Source organism: Pseudomonas sp. EA_65y_Pfl2_P74 (assembly GCF_963970575.1).
Lineage (GTDB): Bacteria > Pseudomonadota > Gammaproteobacteria > Pseudomonadales > Pseudomonadaceae > Aquipseudomonas > Aquipseudomonas baetica_A.
Genome location: NZ_CAXAOQ010000014.1, coordinates 153,208 through 173,072 on the forward strand (window position 1 = coordinate 153,208; position 19,865 = coordinate 173,072).

Consider the following 19,865-nt stretch of genomic DNA (forward strand, 5'->3'; position numbering starts at 1 on the left):
ATCCCCGATGTCTGGCAAACCCGCAGCACGCGTATCCGACCCCACCGCTTGCCCGCTCCCCGGCCACGGCACCAACCCGATCGCCGCCGGTTCCGGTGACGTGTTCTTCGACGGCCTCGCGGCCGCCCGCCAAGGCGATGCCTCGGCGTGTGGTGGTGCGATGGTTGGCGATCTGGCGACCACGGTTCTGATCAATGGCAAACCGGCGGCCACGGTAGGTTCGGTTGGTTCTCATGGCAATAAGGTCACCGCCGGTTCTGGCACGGTGATTATCGGCAATTCGCATTCGCCGGCGCCGTTTGTGCCGCCGGAGCCGTTAGTCATTCCTGGAGTCTTCAACCGTGTTTTTTCATTCCATACAGCGGACGGACAACCAGTAGCAAACCTCAATTACAGAATGGTTTCTGACAGTGGCTTAGAGAAAGCAGGATGTTCATCGGCGGCTGGAGGCACAGGGTGTTTCTCCACTGGAAAACAAGCCGAGATGGTTACCATCTACGTGTCGTCGGAGTAATCGCGTGGAAACCTCTATTGTCATCGACGGCGTTGCACACATTTTCGAGACTTCCGATGGAAAAACGGAACTGAAAATCAAAGCCGAAACTACGCCGAGTGAAGATAAAAAACCGAAACAGCTTCCATTGCCTCACGTCTGGTTAATAACCAGAGGAAATGGGGTGCCTCTTTTTGCTCTAAAACCGAATGCACCAGATGTTCAGTTCAGGATCATGAAAGCTGAGAAACTGTATGCGGAAGCAATTCAGTGGTTTGAGCCGTTGGCTGATAATTATCGGAAGAAAATTTGGGTGAACCCCGAGTCTAAAACTGCCGGTACAGATGCCTACAATGCCTATAAGCAGTTTAGTTGGTCGCAAATTATTAAATTTGCAATTATTGACCGGATGTCAATTAGCTTTGCCCCGACAATGCCCGGTGATTGGAAAAATAGTTCTGAGGGTGGTGCCGAATTTTTAATGGTCATGATTGATGGTGAGCCCTATTGGGCTGACGGGGTTGGGCAAATACCGTTCGCGACCGATACATATCGTTTATATCTGGAAGAAACCAAGTCTTTGGAAGCTGCCATTAAGAAAACCGTTGAAACCGGTATGAAATATGGTGATGGTATTCCTATATTCCCAAAGGAGGACAAGACCAATGAGTACGATAATTATATGGTGCTACGTGGGGCTTTATGGGCTTCGGAAAATTTTGAACTACGCACTGAAACGGTAAGAGTATTTGCTGGGCGAATGGGCTATCGCGAGAAAGTGGTGACCAGTACTGTTTATCTTGGCACATACGATCAGAAGTTAAGAAGCTCCATCACGCAAGGCTCTGTAGATAAGTATGGAGAGTGGAAAAGATGATGGTGAGGCTAGCGGCGGGTTTATTGGTACATTTTTTTGCCTGCGTCATTTATGTCGTGGTTAATTACTATGGTGTTTCGCTGTACAAGGTTTTATTTGGTGGGCTTACCTCGCGTGGTGCTTCCATCGGGATTGCCATGTATATGGTGTTTTATCTGTTTATTTTTGTAAATTTAGTTGTTGCTGTAATTCCAAAGCGAATGGTGAAAGTTAGCATTGTTTTTCTAATGGTTGCATTGATATTGGTTTATCTGTTGCCGCTTTATCCTGTTCGCGCGGCCGCTTACAGCGTTTTAACGGGTGGGCTAACTATTTTGGCGATATGGCTGGCTGGCAAGTTTGAAAAGTTTTTGTTGGCTCGGGTCATGACATGAAGTTTTTTGCTTTCTGGAAAAAGGGGGCGGTCCCTAATATTGCTTGGGTCATTACTGATGGTTCTTTCTGCCCATGAAGTTTTTGTGCGGGAACGGCTCAATGAAATCAAGAGCGTGGCAATGCCTTGCCGCTTTCCTCTGCTCGGTCGGTTTGCTGACGATTCTGGTCGGCTTCGCGTTGCTGTTGCGAATGGAAAGCTCGACCGAACCAAAGCTCTTCGCTCATCCCCATGCGTTGTGGATTGGCGCCGAGGATGGCGGGGTTTTTGTCGAGGTCACCAAGCACGAAGCGCCCGACTATTACGTGGAGATTCGTCACGAAAATGGTCAGATGTGGACAGAAGGCTGGGTTCGATATGGCACCCGGGATAGCCATCCACTCAGCGCTGCAGCAATTGGTGGCTACGGCGGCGAAGAGCTCTATGTGTATACGGGCGTCGAGATCACTCCGCAAAAACAAGGAGCCGCACAGCGATGAATATCTACGTGCGCGTCGCGCAAACGATCCTTCATTCGGCCATCAACACCCGGAAGCGCATCGCCAGGAGACGCTGTATGTCCGCAACGACAATCGTGCTCCAAAGGATGTTTTTCATGCGATCCACTACCAGGCAGGTAACCCGTGTCCTTTAACCACTACTACCAAAGCGAACTCACCGCACTGCGCCAACTCGGTCGCCGTTTCGCCGAGCGTAGTCCGGCGCTGGCTCCGTATCTGGGGCAGGCTGGGCGGGATCCGGACGTGGAGCGGTTGCTCGAAGGCTTTGCGTTTCTGACTGGGCGTCTGCGGCAGAAGCTTGATGACGAACTGCCGGAGCTCAGCCATTCGCTGATGCAACTGCTGTGGCCGAACTACATGCGCCCGCTACCGGCATTCAGCATTTTGCAGTTTGATCCGCTTCAACGTTCGGGCCCGGCGCTGGTGGTCGAGCGCGATACGCCGGTGGAAAGCAAGCCGATCGAAGACGTGCGCTGCCGCTTCCGCACTTGCTACCCGACCGAAGTGTTGCCGCTGGATCTGGCTGCGCTGAACTACTCGGTAAAGGGCGACGGTTCGCTGCTCAGCCTGCGTCTGGAGATGAGCGCCGACGGCCACCTCGGTGAGCTGGAACTGAGCAAGCTGCGCCTGCACTTTGCCGGTGAGCGCTACATCAGCCAGATGCTCTACCTGAGTCTGCTGCGCAACCTGGAAGGCATCGAGCTGATCCCGCTCGACGGTGCAGGCAAGCCGATCGATGGTGTCAGCGGCAAGCCGATGGCGTTCAAGATTCCGGGTGACCGGGTCAAACCGGTGGGCTTTGCCGAAGAAGAAGCGTTGATCCCGTATCCGCTGAACACCTTCCGTGGCTATCGCTACCTGCAGGAATATTTCGCCTTCCAGGACAAGTTCCTGTTCGTCGACGTCAACGGTCTGGACATTCTCAAAGCGTTGCCGGAAGACACCCTCAAGCAGATGCGCGGCCTGGAGCTGCGCTTTGATATCCGCAAGAGCGGGATCATGCGCATGCGCCCGACGCTGGATAACGTGAAGCTGTTCTGCACGCCGATCGTCAACCTGTTCGAACACGACGCGCTGCCGATCCGCCTCGATGGCAAGCAGGACGAGTACCTGCTGCTGCCGGCGGAATACGATCTGGAAAACTGCGGCGTGTTCTCGGTGGAAACCGTGACCGGCTGGAAGCCCGGCGGCCTCGGTTATCAGGAGTACGTGCCGTTCGAATCCTTCGAGCACGACCCGAGTTTCGACGTGCCCAACAGCCGTCCGCACTACAGCATCCGCCAGCGTTCATCCTTGCTGCACGACGGCCTCGACACTTACCTGAGCTTCGGCATCCGCCACACCGAGGCCCACGAAACGCTGTCGATCGAGCTGATGTGCACCAACCAGAACCTGCCGAAGAAGCTCAAGCTCGGCGACATCTGCATGGCTTGCGAGGAGACGCCGGAGTTCTTGAGTTTCCGCAACATCACCCCGGCCACCTCGAGTTTCGCGCCGCCGCTGAACCGTGACTTCCTGTGGAAGCTGATCAGCAACATGTCGCTTAACTATCTGTCGCTGGCCGACGTCAATGCGTTGAAGGTGATTCTGGAAACCTACGACCTGCCGCGCTACTACGACCAGCACGCGGAGAAGGTCAGCAAACGCCTGCTCGGTGGTCTCAAGCACATCAAGCACCACCACGTCGATCGGCTGCACCGTGGCCTGCCGGTGCGCGGTTTGCGCACCGAACTGACCATCGACCCGGAAGGGTATATCGGTGAAGGCGACCTGTTCGTTTTCGCCTCCGTTCTTAACGAGTTTTTCGCGCTTTACGCCAGTCTCAATTCATTCCATGAACTGCGGGTAAAAAGCACACAGGGAGAGGTGTACCAATGGACACCACGTATGGGTCTGCAACCCCTGCTTTAAGCGGGTTGACCCGGGTAATACGCGAATACTCGCTGTTTCAGGCCGTGCTGCTGGTGATCGACCGACTGCGCGATGCACACCCGCACCTGAGCGAAGACGATTTGTACGATCAGGTGGAATTCCAGGCCAACCCGAGCCTCGGATTCCCGCGCAGCGATGTCGATCGCGTGGAGTTTTTCGAAGAGCACGGGCAGATGCGCGCGCGCGTACGTTTCAACCTGATCGGCCTGGTCGGCTCCGGTTCGCCGCTGCCGGCGTTCTACGGCGAACAGGCACTGGGCGACAGTGAAGACGGCAACCCGACACGCAACTTCCTCGATCTGTTCCACCATCGCCTGCAACGGCTGATGCTGCCGATCTGGCGCAAGTACCGCTACCGCGCGAGTTTCCAGAGCGGCGCGATCGACCCGTTCTCGTCGCAGTTGTTTGCGTTGATCGGTCTGGGCGGCGAAGAAATCCGCAAAGCCAAGGAACTCAACTGGAAACGCCTGCTGCCGTACCTTGGCCTGCTCAGCTTGCGGGCGCACTCGGCGGCACTGATCGAAGCCGTGCTGCGTTACTACTTCAAGCACGAAGACCTGGTCATTGAGCAGTGCATCGAACGCCGCGTGGAAATTCTCGAAGAGCAGCGCAACCGTCTGGGGCGCGCCAACAGCATGCTCGGCGAAGACCTGGTGCTCGGCGAACACGTACGCGACCGCAGCGGCAAATTCCGCATTCACATCACCCAACTCGATTGGCAGCGATTCCATGAATTCCTGCCGATCGGCTTCGGTTACCAGCCGCTCTGCGCGCTGGTGCGGTTCACCCTGCGTGACCCGCTCGATTACGACATTCGCCTGGTTTTGCGCCAGGAAGAAATCCGCGAACTGCGCATCGGTGAGCAGAACGCCTGTCGCCTCGGTTGGACCAGTTGGCTGGGCCGCGAGAAAGCGGACGGCGTGGTGACCCTGGGCAGCAAAATTCATTAAGGACGTGAGCCATGATCAACGTAGACCTGCAACAACTCATCCAGGCGCTGGACGCCGAAACCCGTCGTGACCTGGAGCGTTCGGCCGAGCGTTGCGTCGCCCGTGGCGGCAGCAAGATCCTCGTCGAAGACTTGATGCTCGGCCTGCTGGAACGTCCGAACGGGTTGCTCGCCCGCGCGTTGCAAGACGCGGATGTCGATGCCGGTGAGCTCAGCGCCGCGCTGCAATCGCGTGTTGAACACAGCGCTTCGCGCAACCCGGTGTTTGCCCCGGAACTGGTGCAATGGCTGCAAGACGCCTTGCTCGTGGCCAACCTCGAACTGGGCCAGACCCAGGTCGAAGACGCCGCGCTGATCCTCGCGCTGCTGCGCAACCCGATGCGTTATGCCGGCAGCCGTTATCAGCCGCTGCTCGCCAAATTGAACATCGATCGCCTGAAAGAATTTGCCCTGTCGCAACAGGAGCAACCGGCGGCCAACGGCAAACCGGCCGCTCAGGGCGAATCGCTGTTGCAGCGCTTCACCCACAACCTGACCCAACAGGCCCGCGACGGCAAACTCGACCCGGTGCTGTGCCGTGACGGCGCGATCCGTCAGATGGTCGACATCCTCGCCCGTCGCCGCAAGAACAACCCGATCGTGGTGGGTGAGGCCGGTGTCGGTAAAACCGCCATCGTCGAAGGCCTGGCCTCGCGCATCGCTGCCGGTGAAGTGCCGCAAGTGCTCAAAGGCGTTGAGCTACTGTCGCTGGACATGGGCCTGTTGCAGGCCGGCGCCAGCGTCAAAGGTGAATTCGAGCGTCGCCTCAAAGGCGTGATCGACGAAGTCAAAGCCTCGCCCAAGCCGATCATTCTGTTCATCGATGAAGCTCACACGCTGATCGGCGCGGGCGGCAATGCCGGCGGTTCCGACGCGGCCAACCTGTTGAAACCGGCGCTGGCGCGTGGCGAGTTGCGCACCATCGCCGCGACCACTTGGGCCGAGTACAAGAAATACTTCGAGAAAGACCCGGCGCTGGCCCGTCGTTTCCAACCGGTACAACTGCACGAACCGACCGTCAGCGAAGCGGTGACCATCCTTCGTGGTCTGGCTCAGGTCTACGAGAAGAGCCACGGCATTTACCTGCGTGATGACGCGGTGGTGTCTGCTGCTGAGTTGTCCGCGCGTTATCTGGCCGGTCGGCAACTGCCGGACAAAGCCGTCGATGTTCTCGACACCGCTTGCGCCCGCGTGCGCATCAGCCTCGCCGCCGCCCCGGAAAGCCTTGAGCGCCTGCGTGGCGAACTGGCTGAAGGTGGCCGTCAGCGCCAGGCCCTGCGTCGCGACGCCGAGGCCGGTCTGCTGATCGACCACGAAGCGCTGGAGGCACTGGAAGCGCGGCTGGACGAAGCCGAAAACGAAATGGTTGCACTGGAAGCCCTGTGGACTGAACAGAAGCAACTGGCCGAACGCCTGCTGGAACTGCGTCAGCAACTGGCCAAGGCCCGTGAAGCCGCAGCCGTCGAGCCGACCGTCAACATCGAAGAAGACGCCGAAGGCACCGTGATTGAAACCCTCGTCGCTGAAGTCGAGGAAGGTCAAAGCGTCGAAGCGCTGGAAGCCCAGCTCAACGAAACCCACAGCGCATTGACCGCCGCTCAGGTCAAAGAGCGTCTGGTCAGCTTCGAAGTCTGCCCGCGTCTGGTGGCTGAAGTGATCAGCGCCTGGACCGGCGTACCTTTGGCGCAACTGGCCCGTGAGCACAACGCCAAAGTCGCCAGTTTCGTCACCGACCTGCGCACGCGCATCCGGGGTCAGGAACAAGCCGTCCACGCACTGGATCGCTCGATGCGTGCCACCGCGGCTGGCCTGAACAAACCTGATGCACCGGTCGGCGTGTTCCTGCTGGTCGGCCCGAGCGGCGTCGGCAAAACCGAAACCGCGCTGGCCCTCGCCGACCTGTTGTACGGCGGTGATCGTTTTATCACCACCATCAACATGTCCGAGTTCCAGGAGAAACACACCGTTTCGCGCCTGATCGGTGCGCCACCGGGCTACGTCGGTTACGGCGAAGGCGGCATGCTCACCGAGGCCGTGCGCCAGAAGCCGTACTCGGTGGTGCTGCTCGATGAAGTCGAAAAGGCTGACCCGGACGTGCTCAACCTGTTCTACCAAATCTTCGACAAAGGCGTGGCCAATGACGGCGAAGGACGCGAGATCGACTTCCGTAACACGCTGATCCTGATGACGTCGAACCTGGGCAGCGACCGTATCAGCGACCTCTGCGAAGACGGCGCGCGGCCAACCGCCGAACAGCTCGAAGAAACCATTCGCCCGGTACTCAGCAAGCACTTCAAACCGGCGCTGCTGGCACGGATGAAAGTGGTGCCGTACTACCCGGTCGGCGGCCCTGTGCTGCGCGAGCTGATCGAGATCAAACTCGGTCGTCTTGGCGAGCGCCTCAACCGTCGTCAGCTGGATTTCAGCTGGTGCCAGAACCTCGTCGATCACCTGTCCGAGCGCTGCACTCAAAGCGACAGCGGCGCGCGTCTGATCGACCACTTGCTTGATCAGCACGTCCTGCCGTTGGTGGCGGATCGTCTGCTCGATGCGATGGCCACCGGTGAAAGCCTCAAGCGTGTGCATGCCACGCTCGACGGCGACGCCAGCGTGACGTGCGAGTTTGCCTGAGGTGGGCGTGATGTTCACTCAAGTGCCGCAGCCGCTGGTCTATGCCGAAGCGTTGCTGGCGCAGTTCGCCAGCCTTTCGCGGGCGGCGGACGGTGCTGCGCTATTGAGTGACTTTGTGCGTGGGCTGGCCGGGCTGAGTGGTTGCGAACTGACGCAACTGTATCTGCTCGACGCCACCCACACCTGCCTGGGCATGAACGCCGAATACCTCGACGGCGCGCTGCAACCGCGTCAAGCGGCGAGCCTGCCGGCGGACTACAACGGTGAGCAACTGCTGCAATTTGCGCTGTGCCAGAACCGCGTGGTGTGCCTCGACGATTTGAGCGCCAGCCTGCACGAAACCAGTTTTCTGCCGGCCGTGGCAGTACCGTGGCAGTCGCTGCTGTGCGTGCCGCTGGTCAACCAGCACAAGGCTGTCGAAGGCTTGCTGTTGTGTGCCAGCCGCCATCGCACCGACCTGCAAGGCTTTGCCGACTCGCTCGGCCAACTCGGCTCGTTCGTACTCGGCCAATTGCACTTGCTGCAACGCCTGCGTCAACCTCAGGACGTCTCGGCACCGGTGTTGCGCAGTGTGCCGAGCATCAGTGGTTATGGGCTGATCGGCAAAAGCGCGGCGATGCGCCAGACCTACTCGTTGATCAGCAAAGTCCTGCACAGCCCTTACACGGTGCTGCTGCGCGGCGAAACCGGCACCGGCAAGGAAGTGGTTGCGCGAGCGATTCACGATTGCGGCCCGCGCCGTTCGCAAGCGTTCATTGTGCAGAACTGCGCGGCATTCCCGGAGAGCCTGCTGGAAAGCGAGCTGTTCGGCTATCGCAAAGGTGCATTCACCGGTGCCGATCGCGACCGCGCCGGGCTGTTCGACGCGGCCAATGGCGGCACGCTGTTGCTCGACGAAATCGGCGACATGCCGCTGTCGTTGCAGGCGAAAATCCTGCGCGTGTTGCAAGAAGGCGAGATTCGTCCGCTAGGCTCCAACGATACGCACAAGATCGACGTGCGCATCATTGCCGCGACTCACCGTGATCTGGCGGTGCTGGTCAGCGAAGGCAAATTCCGCGAAGACTTGTACTACCGCCTCGCGCAATTTCCGATTGTGCTGCCGGCCCTGCGTCAGCGCGAAGGCGACATTCTTGATCTGGCCCGCCATTTTGCCGAGAAGACCTGCTCTTTCTTGCAGCGTGACCCGGTGTGCTGGTCCGAAGAAGCACTTGAACACCTGTGCGGTTATACCTTCCCCGGCAACGTCCGTGAACTCAAGGCCCTGGTCGAGCGTGCGGTACTGCTGTGCGAGGGCGGCGAGTTGCTGGCCGAGCATTTCTCCCTGCGCATGGAACCCATGTTCGAAGACAACAGCGGCCTGAATCTGCGCGAGCGTATGGAGCAGGTCGAGCGCTCGTTGTTGCTCGATTGCCTGCGCAAGAACGACGGCAACCAGACCCTCGCCGCCCGTGAGTTGGGCCTGCCTCGGCGCACGCTGCTGTACCGCCTCGGGCGCCTGAATATCAATCTTGGAGATTTCGATGGATAGGCCACGATCATCGATTTCGCCGCAAAAAAACTATTTCAGCGCCGCCCGCAAGGGTCGGCGCTTTGTGCTTTGTCTACCCCTGGAGACCCTCTGATGTCTGTTCGTCACTGGCACGCTGTCCTGCTGACCCTCGTCGTTCTATGCGGCCTTGGCGGCTGTAGCGGCAATTACAAATTCAACGACAACGACTATCGCCCGTTGGGTGATCCGCAAGCGGTCAATCGCGGCAAGTGACCGCAAGGAGCATCAAACATGGAATTGGTTTTCGAAATGCTGAACACCAAGCAGTTCGTGCCCACCGAGTTGTGCCAGAAGACCTTCAAACAGGCTGGCGGCGTCATCGGGCGAGGCGAGGACTGCGACTGGATCATCCCTGACCGCAAGCGTCATCTGTCCAATCATCATGTGATTGTCAGTTACCGTGAGGGCACGTTTTTCCTGACCGACACCAGCAGCAATGGTGTCCAGGATGGCGCAAGCGGCGCACGCCTGCACAAGGGCGAACCGGTCCGCATCGAACACGGCAGCACCTACGTGCTGGGCGACTTCGAGATCCGTGCGCGACTGGTGCGTGACCCGGCGACCTTCGACGGCGAAGTCGGCCGTCCACGCGCCGCTGGCAGTATCATCCCGGACGACGCGTTCCTCGACCTCGACCCGCTCAACGCCCTCGAACAGCAAGAGCGCGTCTATTCGGAAATCGACGAACTGCTGGCGCCCAACACCAAACCTGAAGACTCCCGTCAGCGTGCCGACTACGCTCGCATCGACATGGAAAGCCTGATGGTGCCGGAGCTGATCGCCGCGCCCGCCGAACCTGAGCCTGCTCCGGCACCCAAAGCCGTTGAGCGCCAAAGCGAAGGTTTCTGGGAGCATTTCGGCGCCGCGCTGGGTGTGGATCTCAAAGGCGTCAGCCACGACGAACGCGAAGCCCTGGCGCTGAACGCCGCGCGTCTGTTGCGTCAAAGTGTCGGTGGTTTGCAGCAGAGCCTGCGCACCCGTTCGGAGTTGAAAAACGAGCTGCGTCTGGCCCAGACCACCGTGCAAGGCACCAACAAGAACCCGCTGAAATTCGCCGTCGACCCGAGCGAAGCGCTGCAGATTCTGTTGCAGCCAAGCAAACCCGGGCATTTGCCGGCCGAACAGGCGATTTCCCGTGCGTTCCGGGATTTGCAGGCGCATCAGGTGGCTTTGCTGACCGCCAGCCGTGCCGCCGTGCGCGGCACGCTGGAACACTTCTCGCCCGAGCAACTGACCCTGCGTTTCGAGCGCGACAACAAGCCGTTGATCGCCACGTCGGGCGGGCGCTGGAGAGCGTTCGGCCGTTACCACCAGGCCCTGCGTCAGGACGATGACTGGAGCGAGCGTCTGCTGGCCCGCGACTTCGCCCAGGCCTACGAAGAACAGATCCGCCTGATCTCCACCCTCCACACCGACCACCAAGGATGATGCGCATGTCTCGCCGCTCGACCGCTTTTTTCAAGACGCTGACTGCGCTCACCGTGCTGGTGCTGCTCGCCGGTTGCTCGTCGCTGTCGCCGTACTCGAAAGTGACCAAGATCAACCTGAAACTGACCGGCAGCGATCAGTTGAACCCTGACCTCAACGGCCGCCCGTCGCCGATCGTGGTGCGCCTGTTCGAACTCAAGCACCCGGTGACCTTCGAGAACGCTGACTTCTTCAGCCTCTACGAGCGAGCCAAGGAATCCCTCAACCCGGATCTGGTGGCCAGCGAAGAACTCGAACTGCGCCCGGGTGAAACCGTGGAAATGAAACTCAGCGTGGAGGAGGGCAGCCGCTATGTTGGCGTTCTCGCCGCCTACCGTGACCTGCCGGAAACCCAGTGGCGCTACACGGTGCAGATCACCCCGCTGGAAATCACCGAGGCGGACCTGACCCTCGACCAGGCCGGTATTCGCAACACCCATCAAGTGCTCGCCAAGGCGGATGACTGAACATGAATACCCATAAAGTCATTTGGCAGGAAGGCATGTTGCTGCGTCCGCAGCACTTCCAGCACAACGATCGCTATTACGATCACCAGATGAAAACCCGTACCCAGTTGCTGGGCGGTTACACCTGGGGTTTCCTCAATCTGGAGATCGACTTGCAGTTCCTCAACATGGGCAAACTGGTGATCAGTGAAGCCTCGGGGATTCTGCCGGACGGCAGCCTGTTCGAACTCGGTGGCAACACCGAACCGCTGGCGCTGGACGTACCGCCAAACACCGGCAACACGCCGATCTACCTGGCGCTGCCACTGGTCACCGGCAACCACATCGAATCGCGCCGTCCGGAGCAATCCGACGTGCTGGCGCGTTACACCGCGTACGACGCCGAAGTCGCTGATTCCAACGCCGGCGACGACTCGGCCAGCCAGGTCAGCTGTGGCCGCCCCGATTTCAAACTGTTGCTCGGCGAGCAGCAGAGCGATCAGGCCTACGTGAAGCTGAAGATCTGCGACGTACTCGACACCACGCCCGACGGCGTGATCAGCCTCGATCCGGACTTCGTGCCGACCTACATTCAGGCTCACGCTTCCAGCTACTTGCTGTCGTGCCTGAAAGAAGTCATCAGCATGCTCAGCCACCGTGGCGACACCATTGCCGAGCGGATTCGCTCCAACGGCAAGGTCGGCGGTGCCGAAGTCGGTGACTTCATGATGCTGCAACTGATCAACCGCACCGAACTGCTGCTGCGCCACTACCTCGGCCTGGAGCAAGTGCACCCGGAAGAGTTGTACCGCACGTTGCTGACCATGCTCGGCGATCTGGCGACCTTCTCCGGCGAGAGCAAACGCCCGCGCCTGGACAGCCGCTACTCCCACGCCGACCAGGGCGCGAGCTTTCGCAAACTGATGGACGCGATCCGTCAGGTGCTGTCGATGGTGCTTGAGCAGCACGCCATCGAACTGATCCTGCAAGCGCGGCAGTACGGGATCATCGTGTCGCCGTTGCACGACCACAAACTGCTGGGCTCGGCGTCGTTCGTGCTGGCGGCCAGTGCCAACTGCGACTCCGAAGAACTGCGCCACCGCTTGCCGGCGCACCTCAAGGTGGGCCCGGTGGAGCGTATCCGCCAACTGGTCAACCTGCACCTGCCGGGGATCAAGGTCAAACCTTTGCCCGTCGCTCCACGGCAGATCGCGTTCCACTCGAACAAAACCTATTTCATCCTCGAACTCAGTTCCGAAGATCTGGCACAACTCGAGCGCTCCGGCGGCTTCGCGTTCCATGTGTCCGGCGAATTCGCCGAGCTTGAACTGAAATTCTGGGCCATCAGGAACTGACCGACATGAACACGGAAACGGAATACAGCCAGGACGACAAAACAGTCTTGCTCGACCGTCAGGGCCACGGACCGGCGTCGAGTCCACTGACCGACTTCGCCGCGCCGCCGCGTTTCGAGCAACTGGAAGAACGCATGATCTACGCCGCACGCGTGCGCCCGGCGGAAGCGTTCAACATCAGCCTCAATTCGCTGGTCGCCGCGTCGTCCGAGTTGCTCTCGGAAGTGGTGCGCCTCAAGCACAGCGAAACCCGCGAAGACCTTTATGCGCTCAACGCGCGCCTGACCGCCGGGCTCAAGCTGTTTGAAGTGAGCGCCCTGCACAACGGCGCCGAAAGCAGCCAGGTGATGGCGGCGCGTTACGTGCTCTGCACCGTGGTCGACGAAGCCGTCGTGACCACGCCGTGGGGCAACGAAAGCGAATGGTCGCAGATGAGCCTGCTCAGCAGCTTCCACAACGAAACCTTCGGGGGCGAGAAGTTCTTCCAACTGCTCGATCGGCTCTCGAAGAACCCGGTCAAACACCTGCCAATGCTGGAGCTGATGTACCTGTGCCTGTCCCTCGGTTTCGAGGGCAAGTACCGCGTACAGGCACGCGGCATGCTCGAGCTTGAAGGCATCCGCGACGCCTTGTACCGGCAGATCCGTCAGTTGCGTGGCGACGTGCCGCGTGAGTTGTCGCCGCATTGGGAAGGCTTGAACGATCAGCGCCGCAACCTGGTGCGCATCGTGCCGGCATGGATGGTGGTGTTGTTCACTTTCGTCTGTCTGGTGGTGATGTATTCGGGCTTCGCCTGGGTCTTGGGTGAGCAGCGCGACACCGTGCTGCAACCTTACCAGCCGCTTGATCCAGCCGCGGTTCAACCGCAGTCGCAGCCGTAAACAGGGACGTGTGATGAAAAAGTTTTTCAAGAAAGTCGGCGCCTTCCTGCGCCAGACCTGGGTCTGGACCCTGCTGCTGGTGCTGTTCGTGGCACTGCTGGTGTGGTTCGTTGGCCCGTTGTTGGCGGTTGATGACTACAAGTTCTGGGAGAGCCCGACCTCTCGCCTGTTGACCATCGCCGTGCTGTTCCTGATCTGGGGCCTGACCATGGTCTTCGTCAGCTGGCGCGCCGGTGTACGCAAGAAAGAAGTCGAAGCCACCGAAGACGGCCAGGATCGCATCCGCCGCGAAGAGCTGATCGACGACGAACAGAAAGAGTTGAAGGCGCGTTTCAAAGACGCGCTGAAAACCCTGAAAACCTCGAGCCTGTATCGTGGCCGCAGCGAGCGCTGGCGCAACGAACTGCCGTGGTATCTGTTGATCGGCCCGCAGTCCAGCGGCAAGACCAGCCTGCTGGACTTCTCCGGTCTGGAATTCCCGATCAACAAGATCGACCGCAAGCTGACCCGCGACACCCAAGGCACCCGTCATTGCGACTGGTACTTCGCCGACCACGGCGTGCTGATCGACACCGCCGGGCGTTACATGACCCAGGGCGAAGCAGACGTCGACGGCAGTGCCTGGACCACCTTGCTGGAACTGCTGCGCAAACGTCGTCGCGGTCGTCCGTTGAACGGCGTGCTGGTGACCATCCCGGTGGAAACCCTCACCGGTGGTAGCGAGCAAGACATCGACACCCTGGCGCGCCAGGTGCGTGGTCGCCTGCAAGAGATCTATCAGAAGCTGCACGTCGACGTGCCGGTGTATCTGGTACTGAGCAAGGCCGACAAGCTGCTGGGTTTTGACGAGTTCTTCGATCAATTGACCCGCGAAGAAAGCGATCAAGTGCTCGGTACCAGTTTCCGCAAGGATCAACAGGGCACCGACGTGGCGGTGTTGCGCAACGAGTTCGAAGAACTGCTGCGTCGCCTCAACAGCCAAGTGATCATGCGCATGCACTCCGAGCGCGACACTCAGCGCCGTGGCCGCATCCTCGACTTCCCGCATCAATTGGGGCAGATCGGCGAGCGCCTGTGCCTGTTCGTCGACATGGCGTTCACCGGCAACCGTTACCAGCGTGCCACGCAACTGCGCGGTTTCTACCTGACCAGCGCACCGCACCTGACCCAAGAGATGGATGCGACCACTGCCGCTATCGGTGCCAACCTGGGCATCAATGCCGGTGTATTGCCGACCTTGCGCAGCGGTCGCTCGCGATTCATCCACCATTTGTTCAGCCAGGTGATTTTCCCCGAGGCCGATCTGGCCGGTCTGGACAAGCGCGAACGCAGCCGCATCCACTGGGGCCAACGTGCGCTGTACGTCGGCGCACTGGCGGCATTGGCGTTGTTCGGCATGCTCTGGGCGGGCGGTTTCTCGGCCAACTACGAGCGTCTGGAAAACCTGCGCAATCTGGCGCAGAACTGGAATCAGCAGCGTTCGGTGCTGTCCCCGCGTGATGACGCGATGGGCGCGCTGAAAACCCTCGACACCAGCTACGCGGCAACGCAGGCGTTCCCGAAAAAGGGCGACGTGTCGTACCACGAGCGTGGCGGCCTGTATCAGGGCGAAGACGTTAATCCGGTGGTCAAGGAAGCTTACGAGCGCGAGCTTGAAACGCAACTGCTGCCCCGCGTCGCAACCCTGCTCGAAGGCCAGATCCGCGCCAACATGAAGGACCGCGAACGCCTGATCAACAGCCTGCGTGCGTACCTGATGTTGAACATGAAGGATCGTCGCGATGCGGCATGGCTCAAGGACTGGGTGGCTACCGACTGGTCGCAGCGCTACACCGGCAACACCGCGGTGCAGAACGGCCTGAACCACCACCTCGAACGCCTGCTGAAACAGCCTTTCATCTACCCGCTGAACGATCAGTTGGTGGCTCAGGCGCGTCAGGTCTTGCGCAGCGAATCGTTGGCCACCGTGGTCTACCGCATGCTCCGCGAGCAGGCGCGCAACCTGCCGGAATACCGTTTCAGCCAACACCTCGGCCCGCAGGGCTCGCTGTTCATCGGCACCGACTACGTGATCCCGGGGTTCTACACTCAACAGGGTTATCAGCAGTACTTCTCGGTGCAGGGCTCGGCACTGGTCACCGACATCCTGCGTGACAACTGGGTGCTGGGCGAAGGCGCGGGCATCAGCGACATGGACTTGCGTCGCCTGATGGTCGAACTGGAGCAACTGTACTTCCGCGACTACGCCAACTACTGGAGCGAAGCCGTTGGCCAGGTGGCATTGCCGCCAATCAACGACGCCGGTGAAGGCGCCGAGCAACAGGCGGGCCTGACCTCGGCCAACTCGCCGGTGCTGGCATTGCTGACTGAAGTGCGTGAAAACACCCGCTTCCCGGCGGCCGCTGATCCGGTGGACGAGGCCGGCGATGCTGCCGATGCCTTGGCTGGGCAGAAAGGCAAACTGGGCAAAGTCGGCAAACTGGCGTCGGCGGTAGCCGACAAGGCTTCGGCCCTGAACGTCGCGAAAAACCTGCCGGACACTGCCAAGAAGTCGCTGCAACGTCGCTTTGAACCGCTGCATCGCTTGCTCGATGACAACAACGGCCCGGCCGCTGATCTGACCCCGGCACTGAGCGCGCTCAACGACCTGCAACTGCAACTGGCCAGCCTGGCCCGTTCCAGCACGCCGGAACAAGCCGCGTTCGAACTGGCGAAAACCCGCATGGGCGGCCAGCGTGATGCGCTGACTAACCTGCGCAATGCCTCCGGTCGTCTGCCGCGTCCGCTCAGCGTGTGGTTCAACGTGCTGGCCGAAGACTCCTGGCGCCTGGTGCTCAGCGATGCCTACCAATACCTGAACGGCCGTTATCAGAACGAGTTGTACAGCGTGTATGGCAAAACCATCAGCAAGCGCTATCCGTTCAGCGCCAGCAGCACCAGCGACGTGGCGATCAGCGACTTCCGCGATTTCTTCAAGGCGCAAGGCGTTGTTGACCGCTTCTTCGACAACTACATGCGTCCGTTTGTCAGCGGTGATCCGGGCAACTACCGGATGCGCAGCGTCGACGGCCACAGCCTGCCGGTGTCCAAGGTCTACCTCGATCAGATGGCCGCTGCGCAGACGATTCGCAAGAGCTTCTTCTCGATCAACCCGGCCGAACCGCAAGTGCAGTTCAAACTGGAGCCGTACACCCTCGACCCTGCCGTCAGCCGTTCCGAATTCAAGTTCGGCGACCAGACCATGGAATACCGTCACGGCCCGATCCTGCCCATGTCGTTCAAATGGCCAACCGATGCTGAAGACGGTCGCACCAGCCTGGTGATGGACAAGATGGCGGGGCGCCCGATCGGTATCGAGAAGAACTCCGGCCCATGGTCGCTGTTCCGTCTGTTCGACCTGATGCAGACCGAGTACCTGAGCGGTCGTGACGTGTTGGTGCTCAAAGCCAATGTGGGTGGCCTGCGTGCCAACTACCTGCTGTCCAGCCAACGCACGCCGAACCCTTTCGACATGGGCGTACTGCGCACCTTCCGTATGCCGGTGCAGCTCTGATGCTCGTGGCCAGTCCCTGGCGCAGCGCGGCGCGTACCGACCCGGGCAAGGTGCGGGCGCGCAACGAAGATGCCTTCCTCGACAATCCGCAGCAGGGGCTGTGGGTGGTCGCGGACGGCATGGGCGGTCATCAGGGTGGCGACATCGCCAGCCAGTTGATCGTCGCCAGCCTGGCTGATTTGCCGCAACACGATGACTTCGACGAGCGCCTCAAAGCCATTCGCCAGTGCCTGCACTGGTTGAATCGGCGTTTGGGACAAGAGTTGACCGTCACCGCCGGACGTCACGACAGCATCATGGGCAGCACCGTCGTGGCGCTGCTGATGGACGGCAATCGCGCGGCCTGCATTTGGGCTGGCGACAGCCGTTGTTATCTGTGGCGCGGGCAGCGTTTGTATCAACTGTCCAAAGACCATTCGCTGCAACAGCAACTGATTGACGAACAGCAAATGAGCGTCGAACAGGCGGCAGCGCACCCGGCGGCTCAGGCATTGACCCGAGCCGTCGGCGCCGCCGAAACACTGACCCTGGATGTACTGGAACTTGAGGTGTATCCGGGCGATGCGTTTTTGCTGTGCAGCGATGGTTTGTACCAAGGCCTGAGCAGCGATGCCCTCGGCAACGCCCTCAGCCTCAGCGCGCCACATGTGGCGCTGGAACGTTTGTTCGACGGCGCCCTGCGGGGCTCCGCTCGCGACAACCTGACAGCCGTGGTGATCCGCCAATGACCAACATCGAATCACCCATCGATGACGTGCTGATGAGCGAAGAACAGGCCAACAACCTGACCTACTTTGCCTTCGCCAAGGAACACAAAGCAGAACCTTTGCCAGCGCCAACCAAGGCCAGCATCGGTGCACTGCCAGACATACTCGCCGGTCGCTACCACCTCGAGCGTCTGCTCGGGGCGGGCGGCATGGGCGCTGTTTACCGGGCCAGGGATCTGCTGCACGAACAGTTCGGCGATCCCGACCCTTACATCGCGCTGAAAATCCTCAGCGAAGAATTTGCCGAATCGCCGGACGCCAGTGCCTTGCTCTACGGCGAGTTCGCCCTGACCCGACGCCTGCGCCACGACAACGTTGTGCGCGCACACACCTTTGAAGTCGACACCGATTGCCAGCGGGCCTTCATCACCATGGAATACATGCGTGGCCTGACCCTGGACAAATTGCTCTGCGAGCGGCCACTGGGCCTGCCGTGGAAAGAACTGCGCGACATCGTCCTGCCGCTGCTCGACACGCTGGCCTACGCCCACCGTCGCGGCGTGCTGCACGGCGACATGAAACCGAGCAACGTCATGCTCAGCGAAGACGGCTTGCGCCTCTTCGACTTCGGTTTGGGCCAGGCAGAAGAGGGCACCTTGCCCGGCCTGCCGCACCTGAGCCGCGAACGCTTCAACGCCTGGACCCCGGGCTACGCCGCCCCCGAACTGCTTGAGGGCCAACCCTTGTCGGCCAGCGCAGACGTGTACGGCGTGGCCTGTGTGATTTATGAACTGGCGAGCGGCAAACACCCGTTCCGCCGCTTGCCCTCGACCCAGGCCCGCGACGAGCACCTGGAGCGCGAACTGCAAGCACCGGCGAATTTACCCAAACACGGCTGGCCAGCGCTGCGAACCGCGCTGAGCTTTGATCCGGCAGCACGCACCATCACTGCCGACCAATTGCGTGACGCCTTGGGCGCCACTTCGTCCTGGCTACAACGTCTGCGGTTTCGGGCGTAACGGATGACATTCGAACAGGGAGCACACGATGTTCAATTCAGCTAACGAAACCCACTTCAGCCTCAAGGTCGAAGACTACGTGGGCGACCTGCAAGTGCTGTCGTTTGTCGGCACCGAAGGCATCAGCCAGCCGTATCGTTTCGACCTCGAACTGGTCAGCGAGAACCCGGATCTGGACCTGGAAAAGCTTCTGCACAAGCAGGCGTTTCTCGCATTCGATCCGCAGGGCTCAGGCATCCACGGCCAGATCTACCGCGTCGCCCAGGGCGATGCCGGCAAGCGCCTGACCCGCTACAAAGTGTCGATGGTGCCGCAACTGCAATACCTGCATCACCGCACCAACCAGCGCATCTACCAGCAAATGTCGGCGCCGAAAATCATCGCGCTGATCCTCGAAGAACACGGCATCAAGGGCAACGCCTACAGCTTCCAGCTGAGCCAGCCGTGCCCGGATCGCGACTATTGCGTGCAGTACGACGAAACCGACCTGCACTTCGTCCAGCGCCTGTGCGAGGAGGAGGGCATTCACTACCACTTCCAGCACAGCGACAGAGGCCACCTGCTGGTGTTCGGCGACGACCAGACCGTGTTCCGCAAACTCGGTCAGCCAACGGCGTACGTGCAGGGCAGCGGCATGGTCGCCGAAGAACCGGTGATCAAAGGCTTCAAACTGCGCCTGGAAACCCGCACCCGCCGCGTCACCCGCCGCGACTACGACTTCGAAAAACCGCGCCTGCAAATGGAAGCTGCTTATAAGCCTGAAGGCGACAGCACTGAGCCGGATCTGGAAGACTACGACTACCCCGGCCGCTTCATCGACCGCGCGCGCGGCAAGTTCCTCAGCCAACGCGCCCTCGAACGCCACCGCGCCGACTACCGCCAGGCCGAAGGTCGCGGCGACCAGACCACACTGGTCAGCGGCCACTTCATGGAAATGTCCGACCACCCGCGCACCGAGTGGAATGACCTGTGGCTGCTCACCGAAATCGTCCACGAAGGCAAACAGCCGCAAGTCCTCGAAGAAGGCGTGACCAGCGACACCACCGACAACAAGGACGACTTCCACCAGGGCTACCGCAACACCTTCCTCG

Annotated in this window: 17 protein-coding genes; all 17 read left to right on the forward strand. The window is 60.3% G+C overall.

Features of this window, described 5'->3' with window-relative positions; all coding sequences use genetic code 11:
* The first annotated feature begins 7 nt into the window (after positions 1-7).
* Positions 8-514, forward strand: coding sequence for a PAAR domain-containing protein (locus AACY18_RS13835; protein ID WP_095137725.1), 507 nt, complete (start codon positions 8-10; stop codon positions 512-514).
* A gap of 4 nt (positions 515-518) precedes the next feature.
* Positions 519-1,370 (forward strand): hypothetical protein, encoded by an 852-nt coding sequence (locus tag AACY18_RS13840; protein ID WP_339465176.1) that lies wholly within the window; start codon positions 519-521, stop codon positions 1,368-1,370.
* Positions 1,367-1,744, forward strand: a complete 378-nt coding sequence (locus AACY18_RS13845) for a hypothetical protein (RefSeq protein ID WP_336347657.1) — start codon at positions 1,367-1,369, stop codon at positions 1,742-1,744. Before AACY18_RS13840 ends, AACY18_RS13845 begins: the two co-directional genes overlap by 4 nt.
* 100 nt (positions 1,745-1,844) lie before the next feature.
* A complete protein-coding gene (locus AACY18_RS13850) occupies positions 1,845-2,222 on the forward strand; it encodes a hypothetical protein (RefSeq protein ID WP_336347569.1) in 378 nt (125 codons plus the stop codon).
* Positions 2,223-2,366: 144 nt separating this feature from the next.
* The gene (gene tssF / locus AACY18_RS13855; protein WP_339465177.1) at positions 2,367-4,154 is read left to right on the forward strand and encodes a type VI secretion system baseplate subunit TssF; all 1,788 of its coding nucleotides are present in this window, start codon (positions 2,367-2,369) and stop codon (positions 4,152-4,154) included.
* Complete coding sequence (gene tssG, locus AACY18_RS13860; protein ID WP_221734226.1) at positions 4,118-5,125, forward strand: type VI secretion system baseplate subunit TssG; 1,008 nt, start codon at positions 4,118-4,120, stop codon at positions 5,123-5,125. Before tssF ends, tssG begins: the two co-directional genes overlap by 37 nt.
* 11 nt (positions 5,126-5,136) lie before the next feature.
* The gene (gene tssH / locus AACY18_RS13865) at positions 5,137-7,794 is read left to right on the forward strand and encodes a type VI secretion system ATPase TssH (RefSeq protein WP_339465178.1); all 2,658 of its coding nucleotides are present in this window, start codon (positions 5,137-5,139) and stop codon (positions 7,792-7,794) included.
* 10 nt (positions 7,795-7,804) lie between these two features.
* The gene (locus AACY18_RS13870; RefSeq protein WP_339465179.1) at positions 7,805-9,325 is read left to right on the forward strand and encodes a sigma-54 interaction domain-containing protein; all 1,521 of its coding nucleotides are present in this window, start codon (positions 7,805-7,807) and stop codon (positions 9,323-9,325) included.
* A gap of 93 nt (positions 9,326-9,418) precedes the next feature.
* A complete protein-coding gene (locus AACY18_RS13875) occupies positions 9,419-9,559 on the forward strand; it encodes a hypothetical protein (protein WP_003229566.1) in 141 nt (46 codons plus the stop codon).
* Positions 9,560-9,577: 18 nt separating this feature from the next.
* Positions 9,578-10,774 (forward strand): type VI secretion system-associated FHA domain protein TagH, encoded by a 1,197-nt coding sequence (gene tagH, locus AACY18_RS13880; RefSeq protein WP_221734223.1) that lies wholly within the window; start codon positions 9,578-9,580, stop codon positions 10,772-10,774.
* A 5-nt stretch (positions 10,775-10,779) separates the two neighbouring features.
* Complete coding sequence (gene tssJ, locus AACY18_RS13885) at positions 10,780-11,280, forward strand: type VI secretion system lipoprotein TssJ (protein WP_221734222.1); 501 nt, start codon at positions 10,780-10,782, stop codon at positions 11,278-11,280.
* A 2-nt stretch (positions 11,281-11,282) separates the two neighbouring features.
* On the forward strand, positions 11,283-12,614 hold the full coding sequence (tssK, locus tag AACY18_RS13890) for a type VI secretion system baseplate subunit TssK (RefSeq protein WP_221734221.1): 1,332 nt from the start codon (positions 11,283-11,285) through the stop codon (positions 12,612-12,614).
* Between the two features lie 5 nt (positions 12,615-12,619).
* Complete coding sequence (gene icmH, locus AACY18_RS13895) at positions 12,620-13,495, forward strand: type IVB secretion system protein IcmH/DotU (RefSeq protein WP_221734220.1); 876 nt, start codon at positions 12,620-12,622, stop codon at positions 13,493-13,495.
* Between the two features lie 13 nt (positions 13,496-13,508).
* Positions 13,509-17,048, forward strand: a complete 3,540-nt coding sequence (gene tssM / locus AACY18_RS13900; RefSeq protein ID WP_339465180.1) for a type VI secretion system membrane subunit TssM — start codon at positions 13,509-13,511, stop codon at positions 17,046-17,048.
* Positions 17,048-17,776: a PP2C family protein-serine/threonine phosphatase gene (locus AACY18_RS13905; protein ID WP_339431529.1), complete on the forward strand. Its 729-nt coding sequence runs from the start codon at positions 17,048-17,050 to the stop codon at positions 17,774-17,776. Before tssM ends, AACY18_RS13905 begins: the two co-directional genes overlap by 1 nt.
* Positions 17,773-18,774, forward strand: coding sequence for a serine/threonine-protein kinase (locus tag AACY18_RS13910; protein ID WP_339431530.1), 1,002 nt, complete (start codon positions 17,773-17,775; stop codon positions 18,772-18,774). The genes AACY18_RS13905 and AACY18_RS13910 overlap by 4 nt, the downstream gene beginning before the upstream one ends.
* Before the next feature lie 28 nt (positions 18,775-18,802).
* The coding region (tssI, locus tag AACY18_RS13915) for a type VI secretion system tip protein TssI/VgrG (protein ID WP_339465181.1) at positions 18,803-19,865 on the forward strand (1,063 nt) is incomplete at its 3' end.

Coding starts and splice junctions, on each gene's coding strand:
- AACY18_RS13835 (WP_095137725.1), top strand. CDS start 8: ATGTCTGGCAAACCCGCAGCACGCGTATCCGACCCCACCGCTTGCCCG.
- AACY18_RS13850 (WP_336347569.1), top strand. CDS start 1,845: ATGAAATCAAGAGCGTGGCAATGCCTTGCCGCTTTCCTCTGCTCGGTC.
- tssH (WP_339465178.1), top strand. CDS start 5,137: ATGATCAACGTAGACCTGCAACAACTCATCCAGGCGCTGGACGCCGAA.
- AACY18_RS13875 (WP_003229566.1), top strand. CDS start 9,419: ATGTCTGTTCGTCACTGGCACGCTGTCCTGCTGACCCTCGTCGTTCTA.
- AACY18_RS13905 (WP_339431529.1), top strand. CDS start 17,048: ATGCTCGTGGCCAGTCCCTGGCGCAGCGCGGCGCGTACCGACCCGGGC.
- AACY18_RS13910 (WP_339431530.1), top strand. CDS start 17,773: ATGACCAACATCGAATCACCCATCGATGACGTGCTGATGAGCGAAGAA.
- AACY18_RS13870 (WP_339465179.1), top strand. CDS start 7,805: ATGTTCACTCAAGTGCCGCAGCCGCTGGTCTATGCCGAAGCGTTGCTG.
- tssK (WP_221734221.1), top strand. CDS start 11,283: ATGAATACCCATAAAGTCATTTGGCAGGAAGGCATGTTGCTGCGTCCG.
- tssJ (WP_221734222.1), top strand. CDS start 10,780: ATGTCTCGCCGCTCGACCGCTTTTTTCAAGACGCTGACTGCGCTCACC.
- icmH (WP_221734220.1), top strand. CDS start 12,620: ATGAACACGGAAACGGAATACAGCCAGGACGACAAAACAGTCTTGCTC.
- AACY18_RS13845 (WP_336347657.1), top strand. CDS start 1,367: ATGATGGTGAGGCTAGCGGCGGGTTTATTGGTACATTTTTTTGCCTGC.
- tssG (WP_221734226.1), top strand. CDS start 4,118: ATGGACACCACGTATGGGTCTGCAACCCCTGCTTTAAGCGGGTTGACC.
- tssM (WP_339465180.1), top strand. CDS start 13,509: ATGAAAAAGTTTTTCAAGAAAGTCGGCGCCTTCCTGCGCCAGACCTGG.
- tagH (WP_221734223.1), top strand. CDS start 9,578: ATGGAATTGGTTTTCGAAATGCTGAACACCAAGCAGTTCGTGCCCACC.